General features: G+C 69.7%; 15 protein-coding genes. 5 read left to right on the forward strand and 10 right to left on the reverse strand.

Annotated features, from left to right (window positions below; translation table 11 throughout):
- Positions 1 to 33: 33 nt before the first annotated feature.
- From D187_RS43350 to D187_RS43375, 6 genes are read right to left on the reverse strand one after another with little or no spacing between them, the layout of a single operon-like run.
- Positions 34 to 654 (reverse strand): pilus assembly FimT family protein, encoded by a 621-nt coding sequence (locus D187_RS43350; RefSeq protein ID WP_002620919.1) that lies wholly within the window; start codon positions 652 to 654, stop codon positions 34 to 36.
- Positions 651 to 1,937, reverse strand: a complete 1,287-nt coding sequence (locus D187_RS43355) for a PilW family protein (protein WP_002620921.1) — start codon at positions 1,935 to 1,937, stop codon at positions 651 to 653. The genes D187_RS43350 and D187_RS43355 overlap by 4 nt, the downstream gene beginning before the upstream one ends.
- Entirely contained in the window at positions 1,934 to 2,470 is a 537-nt protein-coding gene (locus D187_RS43360) for a type IV pilus modification PilV family protein (protein WP_002620922.1), read from the reverse strand. The genes D187_RS43355 and D187_RS43360 overlap by 4 nt, the downstream gene beginning before the upstream one ends.
- Before the next feature lie 14 nt (positions 2,471 to 2,484).
- Positions 2,485 to 6,768: a DUF4114 domain-containing protein gene (locus tag D187_RS43365; RefSeq protein ID WP_002620924.1), complete on the reverse strand. Its 4,284-nt coding sequence runs from the start codon at positions 6,766 to 6,768 to the stop codon at positions 2,485 to 2,487.
- 21 nt (positions 6,769 to 6,789) lie between these two features.
- Positions 6,790 to 7,128, reverse strand: coding sequence for a c-type cytochrome (locus D187_RS43370; protein WP_002620925.1), 339 nt, complete (start codon positions 7,126 to 7,128; stop codon positions 6,790 to 6,792).
- 32 nt (positions 7,129 to 7,160) lie between these two features.
- Entirely contained in the window at positions 7,161 to 7,985 is an 825-nt protein-coding gene (locus D187_RS43375) for a pilus assembly PilX family protein (protein WP_155893983.1), read from the reverse strand.
- A 363-nt stretch (positions 7,986 to 8,348) separates the two neighbouring features.
- On the opposite strand from D187_RS43375, the gene D187_RS43380 reads away from it, so the two are divergent.
- Entirely contained in the window at positions 8,349 to 10,454 is a 2,106-nt protein-coding gene (locus D187_RS43380) for a serine/threonine protein kinase (RefSeq protein ID WP_002620931.1), read from the forward strand.
- A 4-nt stretch (positions 10,455 to 10,458) separates the two neighbouring features.
- Positions 10,459 to 11,121, forward strand: coding sequence for a response regulator (locus D187_RS43385; RefSeq protein WP_002620933.1), 663 nt, complete (start codon positions 10,459 to 10,461; stop codon positions 11,119 to 11,121).
- 6 nt (positions 11,122 to 11,127) lie between these two features.
- Here D187_RS43385 and D187_RS43390 read toward each other — a convergent pair whose 3' ends face one another.
- The 3 genes from D187_RS43390 to D187_RS43400 form a co-directional block, all read right to left on the reverse strand.
- Positions 11,128 to 12,369: a cytochrome P450 gene (locus tag D187_RS43390; protein ID WP_002620935.1), complete on the reverse strand. Its 1,242-nt coding sequence runs from the start codon at positions 12,367 to 12,369 to the stop codon at positions 11,128 to 11,130.
- Between the two features lie 281 nt (positions 12,370 to 12,650).
- Entirely contained in the window at positions 12,651 to 13,292 is a 642-nt protein-coding gene (locus D187_RS43395; protein WP_002620936.1) for a hypothetical protein, read from the reverse strand.
- Positions 13,293 to 13,434: 142 nt separating this feature from the next.
- Positions 13,435 to 14,688, reverse strand: a complete 1,254-nt coding sequence (locus D187_RS43400) for a hypothetical protein (RefSeq protein WP_043434342.1) — start codon at positions 14,686 to 14,688, stop codon at positions 13,435 to 13,437.
- 329 nt (positions 14,689 to 15,017) lie between these two features.
- On the opposite strand from D187_RS43400, the gene D187_RS43405 reads away from it, so the two are divergent.
- From D187_RS43405 to D187_RS51275, 3 genes are all read left to right on the forward strand, one after another.
- A complete protein-coding gene (locus tag D187_RS43405; protein ID WP_002620939.1) occupies positions 15,018 to 16,886 on the forward strand; it encodes a trehalase family glycosidase in 1,869 nt (622 codons plus the stop codon).
- 166 nt (positions 16,887 to 17,052) lie between these two features.
- Positions 17,053 to 18,741 (forward strand): ATP-binding protein, encoded by a 1,689-nt coding sequence (locus D187_RS51270; protein WP_020918684.1) that lies wholly within the window; start codon positions 17,053 to 17,055, stop codon positions 18,739 to 18,741.
- Between the two features lie 74 nt (positions 18,742 to 18,815).
- Positions 18,816 to 19,286: a hypothetical protein gene (locus D187_RS51275; RefSeq protein ID WP_002620947.1), complete on the forward strand. Its 471-nt coding sequence runs from the start codon at positions 18,816 to 18,818 to the stop codon at positions 19,284 to 19,286.
- Positions 19,287 to 19,306: 20 nt separating this feature from the next.
- On the opposite strand, the gene tnpC is transcribed toward D187_RS51275, so the two are convergent.
- Entirely contained in the window at positions 19,307 to 20,977 is a 1,671-nt protein-coding gene (gene tnpC, locus D187_RS43420) for an IS66 family transposase (protein WP_002620950.1), read from the reverse strand.
- Positions 20,978 to 21,017: the final 40 nt, after the last annotated feature.

Below are 21,017 nucleotides of genomic sequence, written 5' to 3' on the forward strand. Positions count from 1 at the left end.
CAACCACCAACCCCGGGGTCCGTGTCCCGTCCCTCACTGGATGCTGCAGGTGGGATCCACCGGCTGCTGCGTGCAGTCCACCATGCGCGGCTTGCCCGTGAGGCCGTCCACCTGGAGCACGTGATCGAGCTTGCCGCTCTGGCTCTGGGTGATCCTCAGGACCGTCTGGGGCGGCTGTCCCGTCGCCTGGCAGGTGGGGCTGCCCGGGGCCTGGTAGCGGGGCGCTCCGCCCCGGCCCAGCCAGCACAGGCCGTTGAGGGCCGATACGTCCAGGGTGGCGGGGATGGCGATGCCCTCTCCCTGCGCCACGCACTCGCAGCCGCCCTTGCCACAGGCATTGGTCAGACAGGCCGTGGCGGGGCAGGCGTCGCCCCAGCGGTGGGCCGTGTCGCACGGCAGCTGCTCCCAGCGCAGCACGGTGGAGCCCATGACGTTGGTGGCCACGGACAGGCGCACCGGATACTGGCTCGTGCGCGCGTACGTCCGGGCCTGGTTGGCCAGGGAGGAGATCTCCCGGAGCGCGTTGCGCTCGCTCTGCCGGCGCTTGACGATGTCCATGTTCATCACGGCCATCGAGGCGAACACGCCCGCGATCGCCACCGTCACCAGAATCTCCAAGGTGGTGAGTCCCGCGCGAGCACGTCTCGTCTTCATTGCAGCACTCCCGCCAAGGCGAAGTTGCGCGGCATGATCTCCAGGGTGGAGGAGCGCCGCTTGTAGCCATCCTGCGGATGCTTGTCCGCGTCGGGGATGTACGCGCCGGTGCCGTCCTTGCGGATGAGCGACGAGTCCAGGCGCGCCGTGCGGGTGATGACCTGCACCTGCACCATGCGCACGCGGCTCATCAACGCGTCGCGCGCGGTGGGCGAGTTGATCGGATCCGCCACCCACGCCCCGCCGGGCACCAGGTCTTTACACGTCGCGTCCGTGCACTGCTCCAGATGCGGGCGCTCGGGCGTGGTTTCCGGGAACCACAGCACGGGCGACTTGGGCTGCTTGAGGTCCTCCATCACGCCCAGGCGCAGCCGGATCATCTCGACGTCGCGCGACAGGGTCACCCACTGGGGGGCCGTCCCGGGATTGACGACCGAGGAGATGTCCCTGCGCTCCAACACGGGCGTGCCGGTCTTCCAATTGACCCGGAAGGCCGAGCCGCGCATGAGGAGGATGAAGCCGCCGGAGCGGTCCGCGCCCCAGTAATCCAGCGTGCCATCATTGGGACGCTCGCCGGCGGCCAGGCTCATGCAGGGGTTGTTGACGGAGGGCTGGCTGCCGGTGAGGCCCGGGCTGACCACGATGCGCGCGTAGGGGGCCGACGCATCCTGGTTCACCGCCGTCACCCGCATGACGCACGCGATGCGCGTCTCGGGTTTGACGACCATGACCAGCCGGTTCATGAGGCCCACGGGCACCGTGCTCGCGCACAGCTCGTTGCCCGAGCGGTACAGGTCCGAGGCGTTGGCCGCGTGGGTGCACAGCGTCAGGGGCACCATGCCAATGGGATTGGCGCCGTTCATGGCCTCGGAGTCCCAGCTCCACACCTGGAGCACGTCCGAGATGCGATCGGCGTAGGAGCCCGTGGGGGGCGCGAAGTTGGTGTCCGCGGGGAAGGCCCCCGTTCCGTCGAAGCGCTCCGCGGGGCTGACGTTGATGGCGTAGCGCACGTCGTCGGCCAGGGAGGTCTGCTGCTTGCCGAACACCATGCGCGCGCTGCCCACGCCCATGCCCGCGCGTTGCAACTCCACCACGAGCATCTCGCGCACGGCGCGCAGGGTGTTCTGCGCCTCCATGAGCGATTCCTCGAACGTGCCGCGCCGCTGCAGCTCCGCGGCGCTCCACAGTGCCGCGGCGAGCACGATGAGCGACAGGGAGCTGGCCACCACGAGCTCCAGCAGCGTGAAGCCCCGGAGGGCAGGGGAGGGGACGCGCCGCTTCATGGCCCCACCCGCGTCTGCAGCGCCACGGCGTGGTAGTCGTCGCGGCTCAGCTCGTCCTGCCAGCTCACCGTCACGCGCACATTGAGCGTGTTCTTCATGACCAAGGTCGCATCCGTCCCCGGGGCCTGGCGGCCCAAGGCGGGAATCCCTTTTTCATTGCCCTCGAAGGGGGGATCCACGTCGATCGTCACCTGGTAGGGACGCGCCACTTCCTGGCTCGCTCCGGGGGGAGGCGGCGTCTCGGAGGGGATGCCGCTGGCGTTCCAGTACAGGGTGACGGGGGGATCGGAATCCATCAGCATGATGTCCGAGCAGGGGTTGGCCTCACCGGCCTTGCACCCCATGCGGGTGACGCGCTCCAGCCACCACTCGGCGATGGTGTAGGCCTGGGCCTGGGCGAGGTTGCGCCGGTTGAGCCGCACGATGGACACCACGGTGCTGGCGACCACGCCGATGCCCAGGATGAGCACCGCCGCGGTCATCAGCGTCTCCAGCAACGTGATGCCACGCCGGCGCCGCGAGGGACGCCTCATGCTCGCCGTCCTCCTCACGGCTTCACGACACCCGAGGGATCCGCGTCCCACATGTGAACGCGCACCTGACCCGCGCCGGAGCCAGTGGGCTCGTTGTTCCACTTCTTCGGGTCTCCACGCACCAGCACCTTGCCGTCCGCGGTCAGCATGATCATGTGCCCATCATGCATCACCGGGGTGGCCAGGCTGTGGCCACCCAGCTCGGTGCCGGTCGCCTGCTTGTCCGGCTCCGGCTTCGCGGCGTTGATGCTGTAGAACATGCCGCTCTCGGTCCCGCTGAGCGAGCAGGCATTGGCCGCCTTGCCCACCGCGGTGCTGGTGTTGACGAGTTCGTTGCCATTGGCGTCCCGGGCGAGCGCGATGCCGCCCCACACCAGCTGACCCGCGCCCAGCTGCTTGATCCACAGCGGAACGGCACTGCCGCAGGTGGTGCCCGTGGGGTTGCGGTCCTCGAAGGCGAGCACGTAGCCGTGGGGCGCGGGCTTGAGGAGGTCCGCGGGCTCGTCGGAGATGTCCGGGTTGTTGGCGGTGCCCACGAACAGGCGCACGCCCTTGCCCGAGGTCTCGCGGTACAGCGTCACGGCCATGGTCGAGTAGACGCCCTGGTACTTCGCCTCGTTCTGGTACTCGGTCTTCGAGCTGTTCTTCAGCTCCGTCTGGACGTCCGCGATCTTGCACACCTGGAGCACCCGGCCGAAGCCGCCCGCGGTGTCCACCTTGTTGGTGGCGATGCGGTAGATCTTGCCCTGCGTCGTGGCGGCGTAGATGAGCTCGGCGGTGCCGTCATCGTTGGCGTCCACCGCCATGGGCTCACCCGAGATGCCCTCGTTGAGGGCCAGGGGCACCACGCCCGCGGCCTTGGTGGCCGGCAGCGCGCCCGGCACCTGCACCGGCATGCCCGTCTTCACGTCCAGCAGGAAGAGCGAGCCGGCGGTGTTGGGGTTGGGGACGTAGTCGGTGCCCACCAGCGCCACCCAGCGCTGGCCGCCCTTGGGGCCGAAGTCCATGCGCGCCACGGTGGGGGCATGGCGCGAGCCGCGCGTGTCCGGCAGCAGCGTGCTCGTGTTGCCCAGGTCGTCGAAGGCGTCCTCCACGGTGAGCTTGCCGGTCTGTCCACCGAAGTCGATCTTGTCCTTGGCCATGTCGAACTCCCACATGGGCTGGGGGAAGGACTTGCTGGTGGGATCGGTGATGTCGAGCGCGAACACCACGCTGTGCGAGGGGCCGGTGGGGGCCACGAGCACCGTCTTGGCGCCCTCGGTGGAGCCCACCGTGTCCTTCGGGCCGATCGTCCACGCCTTGTCGGACACGGCGTTGGCGGAGAAGCCCTTGGTGGGATCGTAGGCGCCAAAGCCCAGGTCCACGTCCGCCACCGTCGGGGACGCGTCCACGGAGGAGCGCTTGCCATTGCCCTGACGCAGGTAGGTCTCCACGTAGTAGGGCAGCAGCTTGCGCGGCATGTAGGCGAACTTCTCCACGGCCTCGCCGTACTCGCGGGGGTAGGGCTTGGGATCGCTGGGGTTGGCGGGGCACTTCTGCGACGACTTCACCTTGAAGTAGCCATTGGCCTCGGTGGTGGGGGTGCAGCTGTCATTGCCCATCCGCAACACGCCGGCCTCCACGCCATACAGGAAGCCCTGGGTGGAGCCCACGTAGGCCATGGTGGAGCGCTCGCTCACGCGCAGATCCTTCATGAAGTTGTTCACGTAGGCGTTCTGTTCCTGGCCCTTGACGAGCGTCACCCAGGAGGGCATCGCGGAGGCGCCGATGATGGCCGCGGTGGACAGCTGCACGCCGCCCATGGCCCAGGTGCGCTTGGTGTCCTGGTTGCCGCCGGTGCGCTTCTCCCAGCCATACAGCCAGTTGCGCAGCAGCGCGCGGTCCGCGTCGTCGGGAGGGCCTCCGCTGGCATCCAGGTCGCACACCCAGTCGCCGCCGTTGTTCGTTCCGCAGTTGTTGCTGGAGAAGGCCTCGCCGCCGTCGGTGTCGGTCAGCACGCTCTTGAGCTCGGTGCGCTCACCCTGCGAATTCATGGTGATGAGCTTGCGCCAGTTGATCGGATCCGGCGTGCTCGGGGAGCGCAGATCGCTCGCGAGCTTGTTGCCGCTGTCCCACTGCACGCCGTTCACGGTCAGGGTGCTGGTGGGCAGCTCCGGATGGAAGAGCTTGCGCAGGTAGAGGTGGCCGCGCTCCGACAGGTCCGGTCGGCCATCCACCACGCGCACGGAGGGCTGCTGGGTGCCGGGCTCGAACCACTTGCGGCCGGGCGTCTCGAAGGTGCCGTAGAGGACGGTGTTGGCCACCGCGGACACGGCCGCGCGGCCGTAGTCTCCCGCCTTCACCGCCTTGTAGAAGACGTTGATGTTCTTGATGGTCGGCTGGCACTGGTCGTACTTGCTCTCCATGACGGCCTGCCAGCACAGCTGCGAGCCGGTGAGGCTGCGCTCGAGGAAGTCGCGCAGCGTCACCGTCTGATCGCGCTTGCCGTTGGCGGGCGGGGAGTCGAGCGGCACGTCCACCCAGGTGGGGTTGGGGTTGACCGTCATGACCGGGTTGGTCGAGGCGCAGTTGGACGTGCAGACCTTGCAGTCGAGCGCGACCTGGTAGCGGATGCGCGGCTGCTCCCCCGCGGGGCGCGAGCTGCAGAACGCCGCGTCGGTGCTGCTCGAGGCGTAGTAGGAGTCGTCCTGGGCCCGGAACGTCACCTCGGTGATGGTGAAGTCCTGGGCGATGTCCGGGGTGAGATCGCCCGACACCACGCCCGAGCGCACCCGGCCACCGTTGGACTTGTGGATCATGAAGCTCACGTCGTTGAAGTCGCGGTCACCGCCACCGGGCAGGTCCTCGAAGCCGAGCACCCAGCGGTACTTGTCGGTGGAGGGCGCGCCCACCAGCACGTGGGGCATCAAGTCCTTGCCACTCGTGTCCGCCTTCACGAACGCGCGCTCGTGCGGCATGATCAGCTTGTTGTAGGCCGGCACGTTCTTGAGGCGATCCAGCGTCGCCTGGTCCAGCCAGCCCGACAGCCCCAGCTCGCACTTTTTCTGATCGGTGGTGTAGGCGCAGCCGATGTCCAGCTCGGCCACGGACTTGAAGCTCTGGCCGTCCACCTGCTTGGTGGTGGAGGGCTGGGGGTTCTGATCCAGGTTGAGGAACGTCTTGGAGAAATAGACGTAGGTGGGCGTCTTCAGGTACAGCGCGCAGACGTTGCTGTTGGCCTTGAAGCTCAGGCAGGGGTAGACCTTGGCGCTGCCGGTGCTCACCGGACCGTGCCCGGCCGAGCCCCACGACACGGCGAAGAAGACGAGCTCCCGGTCGCCCTGGATCTCCCCCAGGTTCACCGTGCGATCGTTCTCCTGCTCGAGCGTGTTGTCCGGCGCGGGGGACAGGGGCCGGCCATCGGCGTCATAGGCGGAGACGTTGTAGTCGGGAATGCCGTTGGAGGTGGCGGTGACGTCCGCCACCGGACCCAGGTTGCCACCGGTGTTCTTGTCGCCGTCGTCGTCGGAGTGCAGGAAGACCAGGTGGCCGATGCCCCCGTTCTTGTTCTTCGCGTCACGGGGCTCGAGCAGGTTGGGCACGCTGCGGTAGAGGCCCCGGTCGCTGAACTGATCGGCGCTGTCCGCGTTGCCATCCACGCCCAGCAGGCCGGCCTTGATTTTGGGACGCGTGACGTTGGCGGCCACGGGCTGCCCGCTCGCGATCTCGAACGAGGCCGTGAAGTGGGCGCCGCAATCCTTCGAGGCCAGCTCCGGCACGTAGAGCTTGGTGGTAATCGGTTTCCCGGCCGCGTTGATGTACGTGTAGTCGAACTTGTTGCCGCAGCGCCGCCCCGAGCTGTCCAGGGAGGTGGCGTCGGTCATCTGGAACAGCGCTTCGTGGAAGTCCGCGATGCCGTTGCCGTCCTTGTCGGCGAGCGTGTCATCCGAGCTGTCGGCCAGGTTGGCGCCTTGGTTGATGAAGCCGCGGTCGACCAGGTCCTTGTAATAGAAGTAGCCGAGCGCCGTGGAGTTGCCGGCCTCCTCGTACAGGTAGCTGACGCGCACCTGCTGGGAGAAGGGGAAGTAGATGCGCTCGGGGTTGAGCACCTCGAGGTTGGTGTCCAGGCGCAGCGCCGGCGGGTTGTCCTTGGTGAGCGAGATGGAGCTCAGGTCCTTGAAGTCCAGGGCCTTGAAGTCCGGCTGCCGGTCCTGTTCGGTGGCGTCGTGACAGAGTTCGAGCGACCCCGGACTCGATTGGGCCCAGGACGAAGAGGCGCACAGCAGTCCCAGAAGCAGGGTAGGGCGTGAGGCGTGCATGCGTGTATCTCCTGGAGGCCGTCAGGGCGCGGGAGCGGAAGGGGCGGGGGATTGGGCTCCGCGCAGGAAGGACAACAAATCATCGACGTCCTTGGGCTGCAGTTGCCGCGGATCGCACAGCGTCTTGGGATTCACCGCCCAGGGATCCTTCACCCACTGGCGCAGCTCACTGCTCTTGTGCGAGGCCAGCCACGTGGCCAGATTGTCCGTGGCCTTGGCCCCCGGAGCGTCATTCCGGGCGGGCTGGGCCACGTGGCAGTGGCCACACGCGCTGGTGAAGACCTTCTTGCCATGGCTGGCATCTCCTGCTTTGGCAGGCAGTGCCATCAGGAGGACGAGGAGCGGGAAGGAGCGATTCATCACGGGCCTCCAGAGGGGAACCACGGGGAACTTCAGAGCTTCGTGCCTTGGGACAGATCGATGTTGTCCTTCGGCGTCGGAATCGAACTGGCGCTGCTGACCGGGCCGCAGACCTTCTGGGCGCCGCCACCACAGCCGCCATTGATCGGAGCCACCGGGTCGGCGAACACGAGCGCGCGCACCACCGAGCGCGCCAGCACCACTTCTCCCGTGCCCCGCACCTCGCCCACCGACACCACCCACACCGCGTGGTTGTTGTCGATGCGCGGATCATTCGCCACGAACGCGCCCTCGTCCTCGTCGTCGTGCACGAAGACCCGGAAGGAGACGTTGCGCTGCTCGGGGAAGGACAAATAGGGCTTGTTGTTGACGGCGCGCAGTTCCTTGCCGGCCGCGCTGAAGGTGGGATCCACCGCCCCGATCGTCCCGCCCGTCGAGGGCAGCAACGTATAGGGGGTGTAGGGGAGGACCTCGTACCAGCTGCGCCCGGTGCCCGGAAAGTTCGCCTCGTCCACCTCGCCCCGGGTGTTGAACCCCGGTTTGGAGGCCATGAGCGTGCCCAGCTTGAACATCACGTCCGTGAAGTTGGAGGCCTTGTCCTGGTAGGCGGAGGTCGCGTCACCGGACGAGCTGTGCTTGGACATCAGCAGCGTGAGCACCTCGCGCCCCTCGGCCAGTCCCGCCTCCGCCGCGAAGAACGCCTCGCGCGAGTGCCGCTCGCGCCCCTGCAGCTCGCTCTCCTGGCTCACCACGCGCAGGCTCACCAGCGTCGCCGCCGTCACCACCGAGATCACCGCGAGCGCGATGAGCAACGTCATGCCGCGTTGCGAGCGTCGGCCTGCGCGCACCTTTTTCATCTGGGGGCCTCTCCGGCAGTGGGGGGGGCGAGGGCCTCGGAAGGTGACGGGGGGCACACTCCGAGTTCCGCATTTCACACGCAAATACCAGCTCTTCCCATCCTCCCATCTCTTTACAGTCTGTCAAGAAGTGACTGTTCAGGATCGACCGGAAGTACGGCCGGGGAGGCGGAGAGGGGGAGCCGGGCAGGCGCGCGCGAGGCCGGAAAATCCGCCTTCCGCCCGGTTCAAGGAGCAAAGCATGGGGAGGCCCCGGAATGACAGCGGCCAGGCGGGGGGACGCTGCGTCCTTGCTTGCCGGTGGATGAGCCGGCGTGGCACGCTCGTGGCCCCCCGACGACCCCGCTCGCGTGAAAGGAAGGGATGAGCAGCGCCTACCGGTTGACTGGACGCATCGAGGCCGGCGAGCTCGCCGAGCTGTATGACGCCGTCCAGGAGCCCGACGGGTCCGGGGTGGTCATCAAGCTCTTCCACCCGAAGACGTCGGATCCGCGCTACGCCACCACGCTCGCCGCGACGTACAGCGTGCTCAACCCGCTGCGCTCCGAGGGCATCGTCCACGTGCTGGACATGGGCTTCGTGAAGAACCGGCTCGTCGTGGTGCGCGAGGCGGTGGACGGCTCCAACCTGGGCGTCGCGCTGCAGCGGCTCAACACCAAGGAAGTCCTCCTCCCGCCGGCCGTCGCGCTCAACCTCGTCATCCAGTTGCTCGAGTCCGTGGAGCGCGCCCACGCGGAGGGCATCGTCCATGGCGCCCTCACCCCGGGCAACGTGCTGCTGTCGCGCTCGGGCGTGCCCCACGTGTGCGACTTCGGGGCGCTCCACGCGCTCTTGGCGGTGCCGGAGCTCAAGCGCGCCTTCGTGGGCCGTGGCCGCAGCGCCTACCGGGCGCCGGAAGTGGGGCGCGGGGGCGAGCCCGACGTGCTCTCGGATGTCTACTCCATCGGCGCCATCGCCTACGAGCTGCTCACCCTGCGCGAGGCTGTCGTTCCCGAGGGGGGCATCAGCACCCGGCGCGCCGGACTGCCTCCGCCCAGCCGCCTGGATCGGCGCGTCCACGCGCGGTTGGATCCCCTCATCCTGCGCGCCCTGGAGCCCACGCCCACGCGGCGCTTCCGCTCCTGCGCCGAGTTCGCCACCGCGCTGCGCGGCTTCCTGGCCAACCAGGGCGGGCTGCCCGGCGTCGAGGAGCAGCGCCGCTTCATGACGGAGCTGCTGCCCAACCAGGTGTCCTTCGGCGCCTCCGGCCCGGTGCCCTTCACCGAGCGCTTCACCCTCACGCCCATCTCCGGCGTGACCCTGGCCCAGGTGAGCGCGGACGCCCTGGACAAGTCCGTGGTGGCGCGCCCCTCCTTCAGCCCGGCGCTCAGTGAAGCGGACACCATGGATGCGCCGCCCGCCTTCGAGGAGTACTCGGGCTCGTTCGAGGGCGCTGCCCCCGCGCCGCCGGAGCCCGTCCTTCACGACCCCCGCGTCTCCGGGCACCCCACGCTCGATCGGACGGGCTCCGCGGATACCCACATCCGCGAGAGGGCGTTGCTCCATCCCTCGGAAGCCGAGCCCGCCGAGCACGAGGACGACGCGCCCTCGAGCGTGGGCAAGAGTCCCCTCGGGGTCCCGGGGGATGAGGCGCCCACCTGGGTGGCTCCTCCCGGCGCCGCGCCGGTCAGGTCCCGCCGCGCGGCCGTGGCCCAGGGCGCGTCCCGGGAGGGGACGCGCACGGGCAGGAATCCCCGCCTGCGCGTGGTGGAGGACTTCTCCCGGCCCGTGGCCCGGCCGGACACGGATGATCTGATCGACACCGCGCCGCTGCGCTCTCGCCCCGCGCCAGCGCGCGTCGCTCCGCCGCCCCCCGAGCCCGAGCCCGAGCCGGTGCCTCCCACGGCCACCGCCCCGGAGATGCCCTCGGTGATCGCGGAGCGCCAGCGCATGTTGACCGAGGAGCGCAACCTCCTGGAGGACGCGTGGAGCCGGAGGCGGATGCTGGCCGTGGCCAGCGCCATCGCGCTGGTGGGCCTGGCGTGCTTCGCCCTCGGGGTATGGAAGTTCTCCCAACCGCCCCCGGTGGACACGGATCCCAAGGTGGACGCGGTCAGCGGCGCCGTGCAGCAGTACCTCCAGGAGCCGCCGCCCGCCGTGGAGCCCGTCTCCCCGCCGTCCGCCGTCCCGCCTCCCGAGCCCGCCCCCGAGCCTCCCGCCGCCGCCAGCCTCGAGTCCGCCCCCGCGCCCTCCAAGGCCAACCTGGCGTGGATCACCCTCGAGGCCAACCGCCCGGCGCGCGCCTACATCGATGGTGTGCGCGTCAAGCGTCCGCTGCCCCTGGTGCACTATCCGCTCAAGCCGGGCACGCGCGAGGTCACCGTGGAGACGCTGCGCGCCCCGCGCCAGCGCGAGGTGTTCAAGCTGCGCCTGGAGCGCGGCGAGCACAAGAAGGTCGAGCAGGTTTTCCCCGCCCCCCGCCGTCGCTGAGACCATGGATCGCACCCGCGTCTTCATCGTCGAGGATCAACCGACCCTCTTGCGCAACCTCCTCAAGGTGCTCGGCACCTTCTCCGAGCTGGAGCTGGTGGGCAGTGCCCAGCAGGGCGAGGAGGCGGTGGAGGCGGTGGTGCGCACGCGTCCGGAGCTGGTGCTGTTGGACCTGGAGCTGCCGGACGTGCATGGCATCGAGGTCACCCGGCGGCTCAAGCGCCGCGCGCCCGAGGTGGAGGTGCTCATCCTCACCTCCTTCGAGGACGAGCAGAAGGTGTACGAGGCCATCCAGGCGGGCGCCTCGGGCTATCTCGTCAAGCGGGTGGGGCCGGAGAAGATCCGCTCGGCCATCCGCGAGGTGATGGAGGGAGGCACGGTGCTCGAGCCCCTCATCGCCAAACGCTTCTGGAACTACTTCCACTCGCTCCAGGCGCGGCCCCCCGAGCCCGAGCGGGAATCCAACCCCTGGGGCTTGACGCCCTCGGAATTCGAGGTGCTGCGCTACGTGGCCAAGGGCCTGTCCAACGCCGAGGTGGGCCGGGTGATGACGCTGGAGCGGCGCACGGTGCGCACGCACCTGTCCCATATCTACCGGAAGATGGGAGTGCACTCGCACGTGGAGGCGGTGGTGCTCGCCCTGCGCGCGGGGTTCGTGGAGCTGTGAGACCCTTCACCAGCTCACGGGCAGCACGTCGAAGCCGCGGAAGTTGAGGCTGTGGCACTTGAGGCGCGTGGGTCGCGTCTCGTCCAGGCGCAGCCCGGGCAGGTGCTCGAGCAGCAGGGTGATGCCGGTCTCCAGCTCGCGGCGCGCCAGGCCCGCGCCCATGCAGTGGTGCGTGCCGAAGCCGAAGGACAGGTGCCGGTGCTGGGTGTGATCCCGGGTGATGTCGAAGCGATCCGGCTCGGGGAAGGCCCGGGGGTCGCGGTTGGCGGCGGCCATGCCCAGGAACACCACGTCGCCCGCGTGGATGCGCCGGCCGCGCAGCTCCACGTCCGCCACGGCCACACGGAAGACGAAGGGCACCGCCGGGTGGAAGCGCACGCTCTCCTCCACCGCGGCGCGCACCCGCTCCGGCGCCTCGCGCAGCACCTGGAGCTGCTCGGGGTGGGTGAGCAGATCATGCACGCAGTTGCTCAGCTGGTCCGTCGTGGTGGTGTGGCCGGCGAACATCAGCAGGATGGCGTTGGCCACCAGCTCGCCCGCGGTCATGTGGCCCAGCTCCTCCGCCTGCACCATCATGCCGAGCGCGTCCGGGGTGGGGTGGGCACGGCGCTGCTCGATGAGGGGCAGGAAGTACGCCTTCATCTCCATCATGGCCTGGTTGGCCCGGCGCGCCGCGCCCAGCATGTTGGCCCCCGCCGCGGGCGCGGCGAACTCCGCCAGCGTGTCCGACCAGCGCCGGAAGCGTTCACGATCCTCCGCGGGCACCCCCAGTAGCTGCGCGAGCACGCGCGTGGGCAGCGGGTAGGAGATCTCCTGGGCGAGGTTCATCCAGCGCCGCTCGCGCACGCCCGCCAACAGCTCCGCCATGGTGTGGTGGATGCAGGCGCGCATCTCCTCCAGCTTCATGGGCGTGAAGCCCGCGCCCGCCTGCCGGCGCACCCGCGTGTGCTCCGGGCCCACGCGCATGACCATCTGGGCGCGCGTGGTCTCCATGAACTCGCGGATGGTGTCCGGCTCCAGGCCCTGGATTTGATACTCGAAGAACTTCCAGCGCTCGGCGCTCAGGCGCGGATCCCGGAAGCAGGCCAGCACATCCTCGTGGCGGGTGACGAACCAGGCCTGGAGCGGCTCGGACCAGTGCACCGGCTCGTGCTCGCGCAGCTCGTGGTAGAGCGGAATGGGATTGTTCAGGTTCTGCGGACTGACCGGGTTGCGGTCCATCCCCACCACGGCGACAGTGCTCTGCATGGGCGACTCCCTCGAGGCGCGCAGCCCGGTGGAGCCGTGTGCCCGCTGAGCACGGTCACGGCCGCGGACTGCGCGTGCCGGGAGCTGTCAGCAGAGGCTGTGCCAGCGTCTGTCCGAGCGCGGGGGCGCGCAGACGGACTGGAAAGATGCGAGCCGGCTCGCGCTGGCCCGCCGCGCACTTGAACCCGGGGGCAGGGCGGCCTTCAACCCGGCAACAGTTCTGCTGGAGTAGGAAGCACCCCGAGGGTCGGACCACACCCGCCCGCCCGGCGCGCGAGGGGCTAGCAGGTGGTGTCGCGCACCAGACGCAGGTGGGACTTCTTGCCGCGCGGGGACGAGGTGGCGGAGCGTGCGCGTGCCGAGCGGCCCGGCGACGGGGGCGGGGCGTACTCCGGGGTGCTCCGCTCCGGCACGAACGGGTCCGCCGGTCCGCGCAGTCCCGAGCGCAGGAAGACCAGGAAGAGCACCGGCAGCAGCAGGGACACGAGCACCAGGGGCAGGAAGGAGCTGGTGAAGAGCTGATCGAGCGCGGGCGCGGGATCCGGCATGACGAGCAGGGCGGTGAGCAGCAGCCACCACAGGCCGCACCCCAGCAGGCCCAGGCCGCCCACCCACAGCTTCACCCGCGACCAGAACGTGCGCTGATCGGGAAAAGCGAGCAGCGTGCCCGCGTCCGGCTCGCGCCGCAGGGGCCTGGCCTCCTGGGAGCGTGCCAGCCGCCAGGTGCCTTCCGCCGCCCACGCGCTCCGGCCCGAGGGGGCCGCGTCGCGGTGGCGCCAGCGCATCACCAGCGCCGACGACAGCAGCACGTAGGCCCCGAACACCGCGGGTCCCATCCCGAACGCGTCCCCGGCGCCATGCAGCAGCGCCGCGCAGCCGAGGCCCGACAACAAACGCCCGAGGACAGGAGAGGAGGGAAACACCAGCATTCCCCAACGGTAGCAGAGATGCCGACCTTCTCCAGTTCACCGCCCCGTGGGGTGAGAGGATGGTGGGCGTTCGCGTGGAGCTTTCCGCTGGGAGTGAAGCGGGTTCGACCCCGCTCCTCTTCCCTCCGTGTGCCGCTCAGGGGAGGGGGCTCACGATGGGGTCGGGCATCACCCAGAGCGCGGCGGGATCGGTATAGGCCTGGTCGAAGGCGTAGAGGATGCCCGACCAGCGATCCCAGAAGACGGACCAGCTGTACTCGGTGGGCGGCGAGGTGAGCAGGTTGCCGTCGCGATCCGGCTGGCTGTAGGCGTAGTCGGCATAGGTCCACTCCTGGGTGCCGAAGTCCGTCTTGAGCAGGGGCGTGAGGGCCTGCAGCAGGGCGGGGCGGGACACCTCTCCCAGCAGGACTTGCGCCGGGGCGAAGACGGGCTGCGCCATGTCGTGCTGCTCGCGCCAGGCCACGTAGTTGTTGCCCACGGCGATGAGCGCGTCGCGCCAGGCGGGCGTGGACGCGTGGCGGGCCTCCTCGTAGAGCGCGAAGGCCGCCACGAGCAGGCTCTTCCAGCTCATCGCCGGCAGCACTTCCTCCAGCCGGTAGGGCCGGGGCGTGTCGTTCGCGTGGGCGACGGCGTACGTGTAGGCGAGCCGCGCCTCGGACTCCACGGCCCCCGCGAGCTGGAACTCCGCCAGCACGCGCTCCGACGTCACCTCGCCCGTGAGGCCCCGGCGCCAGTCCAGGAACAGCCGCGCCGAGCCGCCAATGTCCGTGAAGATGGCCAGGTTGCCCTCGTGGAGCACCCGCTCGAGGGTGTTGGCGAGGGCCTCCGCCTTGTCGAGCGGATGGACACCCGGGGCGCTCCAGTAGAGCGCGGCGAGGCGCGAGGAGGTGGCGAGTAGCGTGCGGGGATCCGCCAGCGCCGCGCCGTTGAGGGACGTGGTGAGCGAGGCGACGGACGTGGCCGCGTCGATGCTCAGCCCCTGGAGGACGAGCTCCAGGGAGAGCTGCTCCAGGGTGGCCAGCACGGTGCCCGTGACGCCCGCGCGGGTGAGCGACTGCAGGACGGAGAACGCGGGCTCGCCCCGGGCGGTGGTGATGATCTTCCGCGCGAGCGCGGCGGAGAGCATGCCCTGGCCTCCCGTGCGCGAGGCATGGGGCGCGAAGGCGAACCAGTGGGGCCGCACGAGGCTGCTGCCGCCGGGCTGGAGCGTGGGATCCAACAGCCCGCCCAGCTCATAGGCGATCTCGATGTAGCCCAGGGTGATGCGGCGGTTGTCGTCGAGCGGGGTGGGCGCGGCGTCGGCGTGGGCGCGCGGCGGCAGGACCAGGGAGGCCAGCACCAGGGCGGCGGGGGCCCAGGTGGACACGGTACGGCGAAGTGGGGGGTTCATGGGGATGCGCTCCAGGTGGGCGGGCGGGGTGGGGTGGCGCGCAAGATACGCATCGCCTCCCACCCGCCAAGCCGTCCCCTTCTCGGATCGTGAAAAAACTTGGAGAATCAAATATCAATTTGGAGTGCAAACATTCTTGGGAGGAATTGCGGCGCGCGCGCGTCCTCCGGCGGTGGATGGTCTGTCTGGTATTGGGGGACGTCGAGGAGTCGTGTACCTTGTCACGGCGTATTTCCTGCCGAAGGTCGAACGTGCCCCTCCCGACGCCGTCCCTCCCTGCTCCTTCCGCGCCGCTTCTCCAGACACCTCACACGCCGCCTGGCGCCGCCGTGCGCGCGCCGGAGCCGTCCCCCGCGCCCGTGGCCCCGGCGCCCCTGCCCGTCGCCACGGCCACGGCGCGTCTGGCTTTCGAGCTGTTGATGACCCTGGATCTCGACCGCGATGGGCGGCTCACGCAGCGCGACGCCGGACTGGCGCGCGAGGCGGGGCTGCGCTTCGCGGTGGACCTGGAGCTGGGCCCGGGCGTGCGGCTGGAGCTGGCCGGCGCGGAGCGGCTGGCGCACGCCGCGGACGTGCTCGCCGAGGTGGTGTTCGAGGGCCGGGGGGATGAGCCCGGACTGCCCCTGGAGCGCCTGCTGGAGTCGCGCACCACGGCGATGCGCAAGTTGCTGGACCGGGGCTGGGAGGGGCTCGTGCGCCGCTCGGACCGGGCGGTGGACTTGAAGAAGGCCCTCGCGGTGATGCCCGTGAAGGATCCCCAGGGCCGCGCGCGCGTGTACGTGCCCGCGCGCGACCGCCAGGCGCTCAAGAAGCTGCGCGCCGAGGCCCGCCGCGTGGGCGGCCTGGAGACGGTGCCGCTGCACAAGCCCCGCGGCGCCGAGGACTGGCGCACCCTCATGCGCGAGCCGGGCATGCTCTACCTGCCCAATCCCTACATCGTCCCGGGCGGCCGCTTCGTGCAGATGTTCGGCTGGGACAGCTACTTCAATGCCCGGGGCGCCCTGTCCTCCGGCCACCTCGAGCTCGCCCGGGGCATGCTCGAGAACCAGCTCTACGAGATCGAGCACTACGGGAAGATTCCCAACTCCAACCTCAGCTACCACCTGTCGCGCACCCAGCCGCCGCTCATGCCCCGGCTGGCGCTGGAGGTGAACGCGGTGCGCGCGGACCGGCGGCTGCTCAAGCGCGTGGCCCGCCTGGCCGAGCAGGAGTGGGAGGAGGTCTTCCGCACCGGTGCCCGCGCCACGCCTGGCGGCCTGTCGCGCTACCAGGACGACGCCGAGGGGCCCGACGCCGAGGACCTGTCCGCCTTCTACGACGGCGCGCGGCCGGATGACGCCGAGTTCCACCGCCATGACCGGGCCATCCGCGAGAGCGGCTGGGACATGTGCCACCGCTTCGCCACCGCCACCCACCACCACGAGCCGGTGTGCCTCAACTCGCTCCTGTTCCAGTACGAGATGGACCTGGCGGCGGTGTGGCGGCTTGTCGAGGGCGAGGACAGCACGCGCGCGGCCCGCTTCACCAAGGCGGCCCGGGCCCGGGCGCGCACCATGCGCGCGCGTTTCTGGGACGCCGAGCGGGGCCTCTTCTTCGACCATGACTTCGTGGCCGGACGGCGCTCCACCTACGAGAGCCTCGCCACCTTCTATCCGCTGTGGACGGGCTGGGCCTCGCGCGAGGAGGCCGCCAGCGTGGCCGCCGCGCTCCCGCGCTTCCTGCACGACGGTGGATTGACCTCGAGCACCCGCGCCTCGCGCGAGGCCGCCGGGGGCGAGGACTTGCAGTGGGACTGGCCCTTTGGCTGGGCGCCCCACCAGGTCATCGCCGTGGAGGGCCTGCGCCGCTACGGCTTCCACGCCGAGGCCGACGCGGTGGCCTACCGCTGGCTGTCCATGGTGTTGGACATCGCCGGGGGCCACAACGGCCTCGTCAAGGAGAAGTACGACGTGGTGCGCTGCTCGGCCGAGGTCCCCGTCGAGTACGGCAACCAGGGCGCGGACCGCGGCGCGCTGCTCGCGCCCCGGAGCGAGCGCACCCTGGGCTTCGCCTGGACGAATGCCTCGGTGCTCCTGCTGCTCGGCGGCCTGTCTCCCGGGCTGCGCGAGGCGCTCGACGCCGGCATCCCCGCCGATCGGGTGCTCGGCCCTCGGGAGCTGGTGGGCTCCGGAGGCCCCCGCAGCAAGCGCGTCGCCTGAGCCCCACCCACGTTGGGGAAAATCAGCGGTCGGATTGAACCCTGGTGGGTAGAGGTTGACCCATCCGTTGTTCTAGAGGATGGTCGAGCCCGCGAACGGACACGAGCGGGTGATCGGACGGATGGAACGGCCCGGGAATCCCGGCACTTCGAGTGAAGAAGAGCCGGTGGAGACACAGCGGGAGGGGGCGCCCACGGCGGAGCAATCGCTGCGGGCGAGCAACCTGCTGTTGCACGCGCTCACCGAGGTGCAGACGGAGTTCATCCAGGGCCACGACACGCACCAGCTCTTCGACAAGCTGTTGACGGTGCTGCTCAAGCTCACACACAGCGAGTACGGCTTCATCGGCGAGGTGCTGTTCACGCCCGAGGGCACGCCCTTCCTGCGCACGCGCGCCGTCACCCACGTGGAGTGGACGGACACGCTGCGCGAGTTCTACCGCCGCGAGCTGTCCACGGGGCTGGAGTTCCCCCACCTGCAGAAGCTCTTCGGCGCCGTCATGGTGAGTGGCCGGCCGGTGCTGGACAACGCGCCGTGCCGGGAGGAGTTCGGCACGCGGCTCGAGGGCCATCCGCCGCTGAGCAGCTTTTTGGGGCTGCCCTTCCACTCGCCCACGGAGATGGTGGGCATGGTGGGGCTGGCCAACCGGCCGGGGGGCTTCGACACCGGGGTCATCAACTTCCTGCGGCCCGTGCTGGCCACGTGCTGCGCCATCCTCCAGGGCCTGCGCAACGAGCAGCGGCGCCGGCGGGCCGAGGACGCGCAACGGCGCTCGGCGGAGAGCTTCCGCCTGCTCATCGAGCGCTCGCCGGACGCCATCTTCATCCACCGCCGCGGCACGCTGCTGTTCGCCAACTCGGCGGCGGTGCGGCTGTTGGGGTACATGAGCGGCGAGCAGTTGCGGGGCCGCGAGCTCGAGACGTTCGTGCTGTCCGGCGGCGAGGCGATGCTGCGCGAGTCCCCCGGGAGCAGTGGGCTGCTCGAGGTGCACTTCCGCCACCGCCAGGGCCACGAGGTGGTGGGCGAGGTGGTGACGTTGTCGCTCGTGTTCGACGGGCGGCCCGCGGAGGTGTGCATCGCGCGGGACATGACGGAGCGCCGCCAGGTGCAGCAGAAGCTGCGCGCCACCGAGCGCATGGTGTCGCTGGGCACGCTGGCGGCGGGCGTGGCGCATGAAATCAACAATCCCTTGTCCTATCTGCTGAGCAACCTGCACTTCGTGGAGGACGAGCTGTCGGCCATGGCCGAGGCGGGCGAGCCGCTGGGGAGCGCGCGGGGAGGGGAGTTGCGCGAGGCGCTCAAGGAGGCGCTGTCGGGCAGCCATCGGGTGCGCGACATCGTGAGGGACTTGAAGACGTTCTCGCGCGACACCGAGGATCAACGCGGCTGGGTGGACGTGCGGGGCGTGCTCGACTCGTGCGTGAACATCGCCTGGAGCGAGATCCGCCACCGGGCGCGGCTGGAGAAGGACTACGGCGAGGTGCCACCGGTGGAGGCCAACGAGTCCCGGCTGGCGCAGATCTTCCTCAACCTGCTCGTCAACGCGGCGCAGGCGATTCCGCACGGGGATCTGCGGGCGAATGAGATCCGCATCTCCACGTACCACGAGGGCGAGGAGGTGGTGGTGTCGGTGAAGGACACGGGGGCGGGCATCTCCGAGGAGAACCTCCGCCGGCTGTTCGAGCCGTTCTTCACGACCAAGCCGGTGGGCGTGGGCACGGGGCTGGGATTGTCCATCTGCCATGGCATCGTCACGGGCATGGGCGGACGCATCACCGTGGACAGCACGCTGGGTCAGGGCACCACGTTCCGGGTGTTCCTGCCCATCAAGCGCCCCGCGGGCGTGTCCGCGTAGCGGGACGGGTCTTCTTCATTGTCGGCCGCGAAACTTGATCGCGGGTGGTGCTCTCGCTACTCCAGAGCACCTGTATGGATTCAGGTCTCATCAAGCGCACCCTGCGCCTTCTCCACGATGTGGAGCGGCATGCCATCACTTCGGAGCAACACGAGGCGCTCGAGAACTCAAGGATCGCGCTTTATTTCATCCTGGAGCGGAACGAGGCAGGGGAGTTCGAGGAGTACCTCAAGAACTTCAATACGGGCCCTTTGACTCCGGTTCTCTCCTTCCCGACGAAGGAAGAGGCCGACGCCTGGCTTGAAGCCCACCCCGCACCACCTCACGGAGCGTACATTGGAGTAGGGAAGTTGCTCTATCACCTCGCATACGTGCGCGAACTCAAGCACCGGAAGTTGCTCCCTCTCCCTACTCAGGAGGAGTGGGCACGGATGGCGGAGGAGCCCGAGGAAGAAGAGGCAGAGGAGGACTCCAATCATCCCCGTAAGCCTCCGGTCCAGCCCAGGGTGTCGGCCACCGAGGAGCGTGGCACGGTGGCCGCGTGATGGACGGCGCGTCGACAAGCCTATCGCTGCTGAGCCTGCTGCTGGGCCCACGAGTCGGGGAGGAGGTCCGCGAGGCGGGAGGCGGGGAAGCGGGTGTCGCCGAGCTTGGGCAGCACGTCGCGGAAGTAGGCCCACGGGTCCATGCCCAGCCGGTGGCAGCTGAGCACGAGGGAGTAGACGCTGGCGGCCCGGTGGCCGGCCGCGTCGCTGCCCAGGAAGAGCCAGTTCTTGCGTCCGAGGACAATGAGCTTGATGAGGCGCTCCACCTCCCCGTTGTCCACCGGCAGGCGTCCGTCCTGGAGGAAGCGGCCCAGGGCGACGGAGCGGTGGCGCGCGTAGGCAATGGCCTTGCCCAGAGGCGTCTTGGCGGGCACGTGCGGGGCCCACTGCTCCAGCAAGCCGAAGAGCTCCTCGTAGACGGGCAGGCTGTGCGACAGGCGCAGGCCGAGGCGCGCCTCGGGGGAGAGCCCCGCCTCCTGGGCCTGCCGCTCCACGGCGTACACCTTCTGCACGAGCGTCAGCACCACGCCGCCGCGGGCCTCTCCAGCCACATAGGCGCGCTCGAAGCCGCGCCGGGCATGCATCCAACAGCCCACTTCTATCCGCGGGGAGGTGGGGCCGAAGAGGGCCTCGTAGCCCTTGTAGCCGTCCACCACCAGGTAGCCCCGGAAGTCGGCCAGCACCCCTTGGGGGCCCGTGCCACTCCAGTCGGGGGTGTACTCCACGAAGACGTTGCCGCCCTGGCCCACGTACGGCCAGAGGTGTCCGCGTTTAATGCCGCGGGCGTCGTCCCTGTCCAGCACGCGCACCCCGGTGTCGTCGGTGTGCAGCAAGCAGTCCGCCAGCGTGCGCTGCTTGAGCAGCGCCACCACGGGCGGCAGCAAGTCACTGGCCCCCGCCACCCAGTCTCCCAGGGTGGAGGCGGGCAGCCTCACTCCGTGGCGTTTGTCGAAAATGGCCTGCTGGCGGTGCAGGGGCAGCCCGTCGCGGTACTTGCCCACCAGCAGTTGCGCCAGCAGCCCCGGGCCGGGCAGCGCTCCCGGCAATGGCGCCTCACCGGCGGGCGCGGCGACCACCCCCTCCTTGCAGCGCTGGCACGCCAGCTTCGGGCGTTTCTCCACCCGCACGTAGAAGCGCGCCGGCTCCAACTCCAGCCGTTGGCTCACCTCCTCACCCATGGGCGTCCTCTGCTCGCCGCAACCCGGGCAGAGGCACTCCTCGGCCGCTGGCGGCACCAGCACCTCTCTCCTCTCCAGGTGCGCGGGCAGGGCCTGGGCGCCGCGCGAGGGCGGGCGCTTGGGCGGCTTCTTCGGCGCGTCGGCCGGCGGGGCCGCTGGGGCGGCGGCTGCCTGTGCGCCGTCAGCGGTGGCGGGCACGGCCTCGGGCACGGCGGACTGCTGCTGGGTGAGCAATGACAGCAGGAGTTGGAGTGGGTTGGCGGGCGTCTTCTCACTGCGCCGCCCGTACAGCTGCCGCAGCGCCTCCTGGAGTCGTACCGTCGTGCAACTGTGCTCCTCGCGCAGCCGGTCCAACAGGCCCAACAACATCTCAATGGCCTGCTCGCCGCGGCCCTCCGTCAGCAGTTGCAGCATGTAGGCGCGCACCGCCTCCAAGTCCTTCCCCTCGAAGGCGGGCGGCTGGGCTTGTTGCTCCTGGCCCCTCTCTTCTTCGACGGTGACGGCAGAAGTCATGCGCGCCTTGCCTATGCACGAAGTCAGGCCGGGCGCGCAA

The organism is Cystobacter fuscus DSM 2262, from assembly GCF_000335475.2.
In the GTDB taxonomy this organism is placed as follows: Bacteria; Myxococcota; Myxococcia; order Myxococcales; family Myxococcaceae; genus Cystobacter; species Cystobacter fuscus.

Excerpts from the sequence above, each read along its gene's own strand:
- D187_RS43350 (WP_002620919.1), bottom strand. The coding sequence starts at position 654 with ATGAAGACGAGACGTGCTCGCGCGGGACTCACCACCTTGGAGATTCTG.
- D187_RS43355 (WP_002620921.1), bottom strand. The coding sequence starts at position 1,937 with ATGAAGCGGCGCGTCCCCTCCCCTGCCCTCCGGGGCTTCACGCTGCTG.
- D187_RS43360 (WP_002620922.1), bottom strand. The coding sequence starts at position 2,470 with ATGAGGCGTCCCTCGCGGCGCCGGCGTGGCATCACGTTGCTGGAGACG.
- D187_RS43365 (WP_002620924.1), bottom strand. The coding sequence starts at position 6,768 with ATGCACGCCTCACGCCCTACCCTGCTTCTGGGACTGCTGTGCGCCTCT.
- D187_RS43370 (WP_002620925.1), bottom strand. The coding sequence starts at position 7,128 with ATGAATCGCTCCTTCCCGCTCCTCGTCCTCCTGATGGCACTGCCTGCC.
- D187_RS43375 (WP_155893983.1), bottom strand. The coding sequence starts at position 7,985 with ATGAAAAAGGTGCGCGCAGGCCGACGCTCGCAACGCGGCATGACGTTG.
- D187_RS43380 (WP_002620931.1), top strand. The coding sequence starts at position 8,349 with ATGAGCAGCGCCTACCGGTTGACTGGACGCATCGAGGCCGGCGAGCTC.
- D187_RS43385 (WP_002620933.1), top strand. The coding sequence starts at position 10,459 with ATGGATCGCACCCGCGTCTTCATCGTCGAGGATCAACCGACCCTCTTG.
- D187_RS43390 (WP_002620935.1), bottom strand. The coding sequence starts at position 12,369 with ATGCAGAGCACTGTCGCCGTGGTGGGGATGGACCGCAACCCGGTCAGT.
- D187_RS43400 (WP_043434342.1), bottom strand. The coding sequence starts at position 14,688 with ATGAACCCCCCACTTCGCCGTACCGTGTCCACCTGGGCCCCCGCCGCC.
- D187_RS51275 (WP_002620947.1), top strand. The coding sequence starts at position 18,816 with ATGGATTCAGGTCTCATCAAGCGCACCCTGCGCCTTCTCCACGATGTG.
- tnpC (WP_002620950.1), bottom strand. The coding sequence starts at position 20,977 with ATGACTTCTGCCGTCACCGTCGAAGAAGAGAGGGGCCAGGAGCAACAA.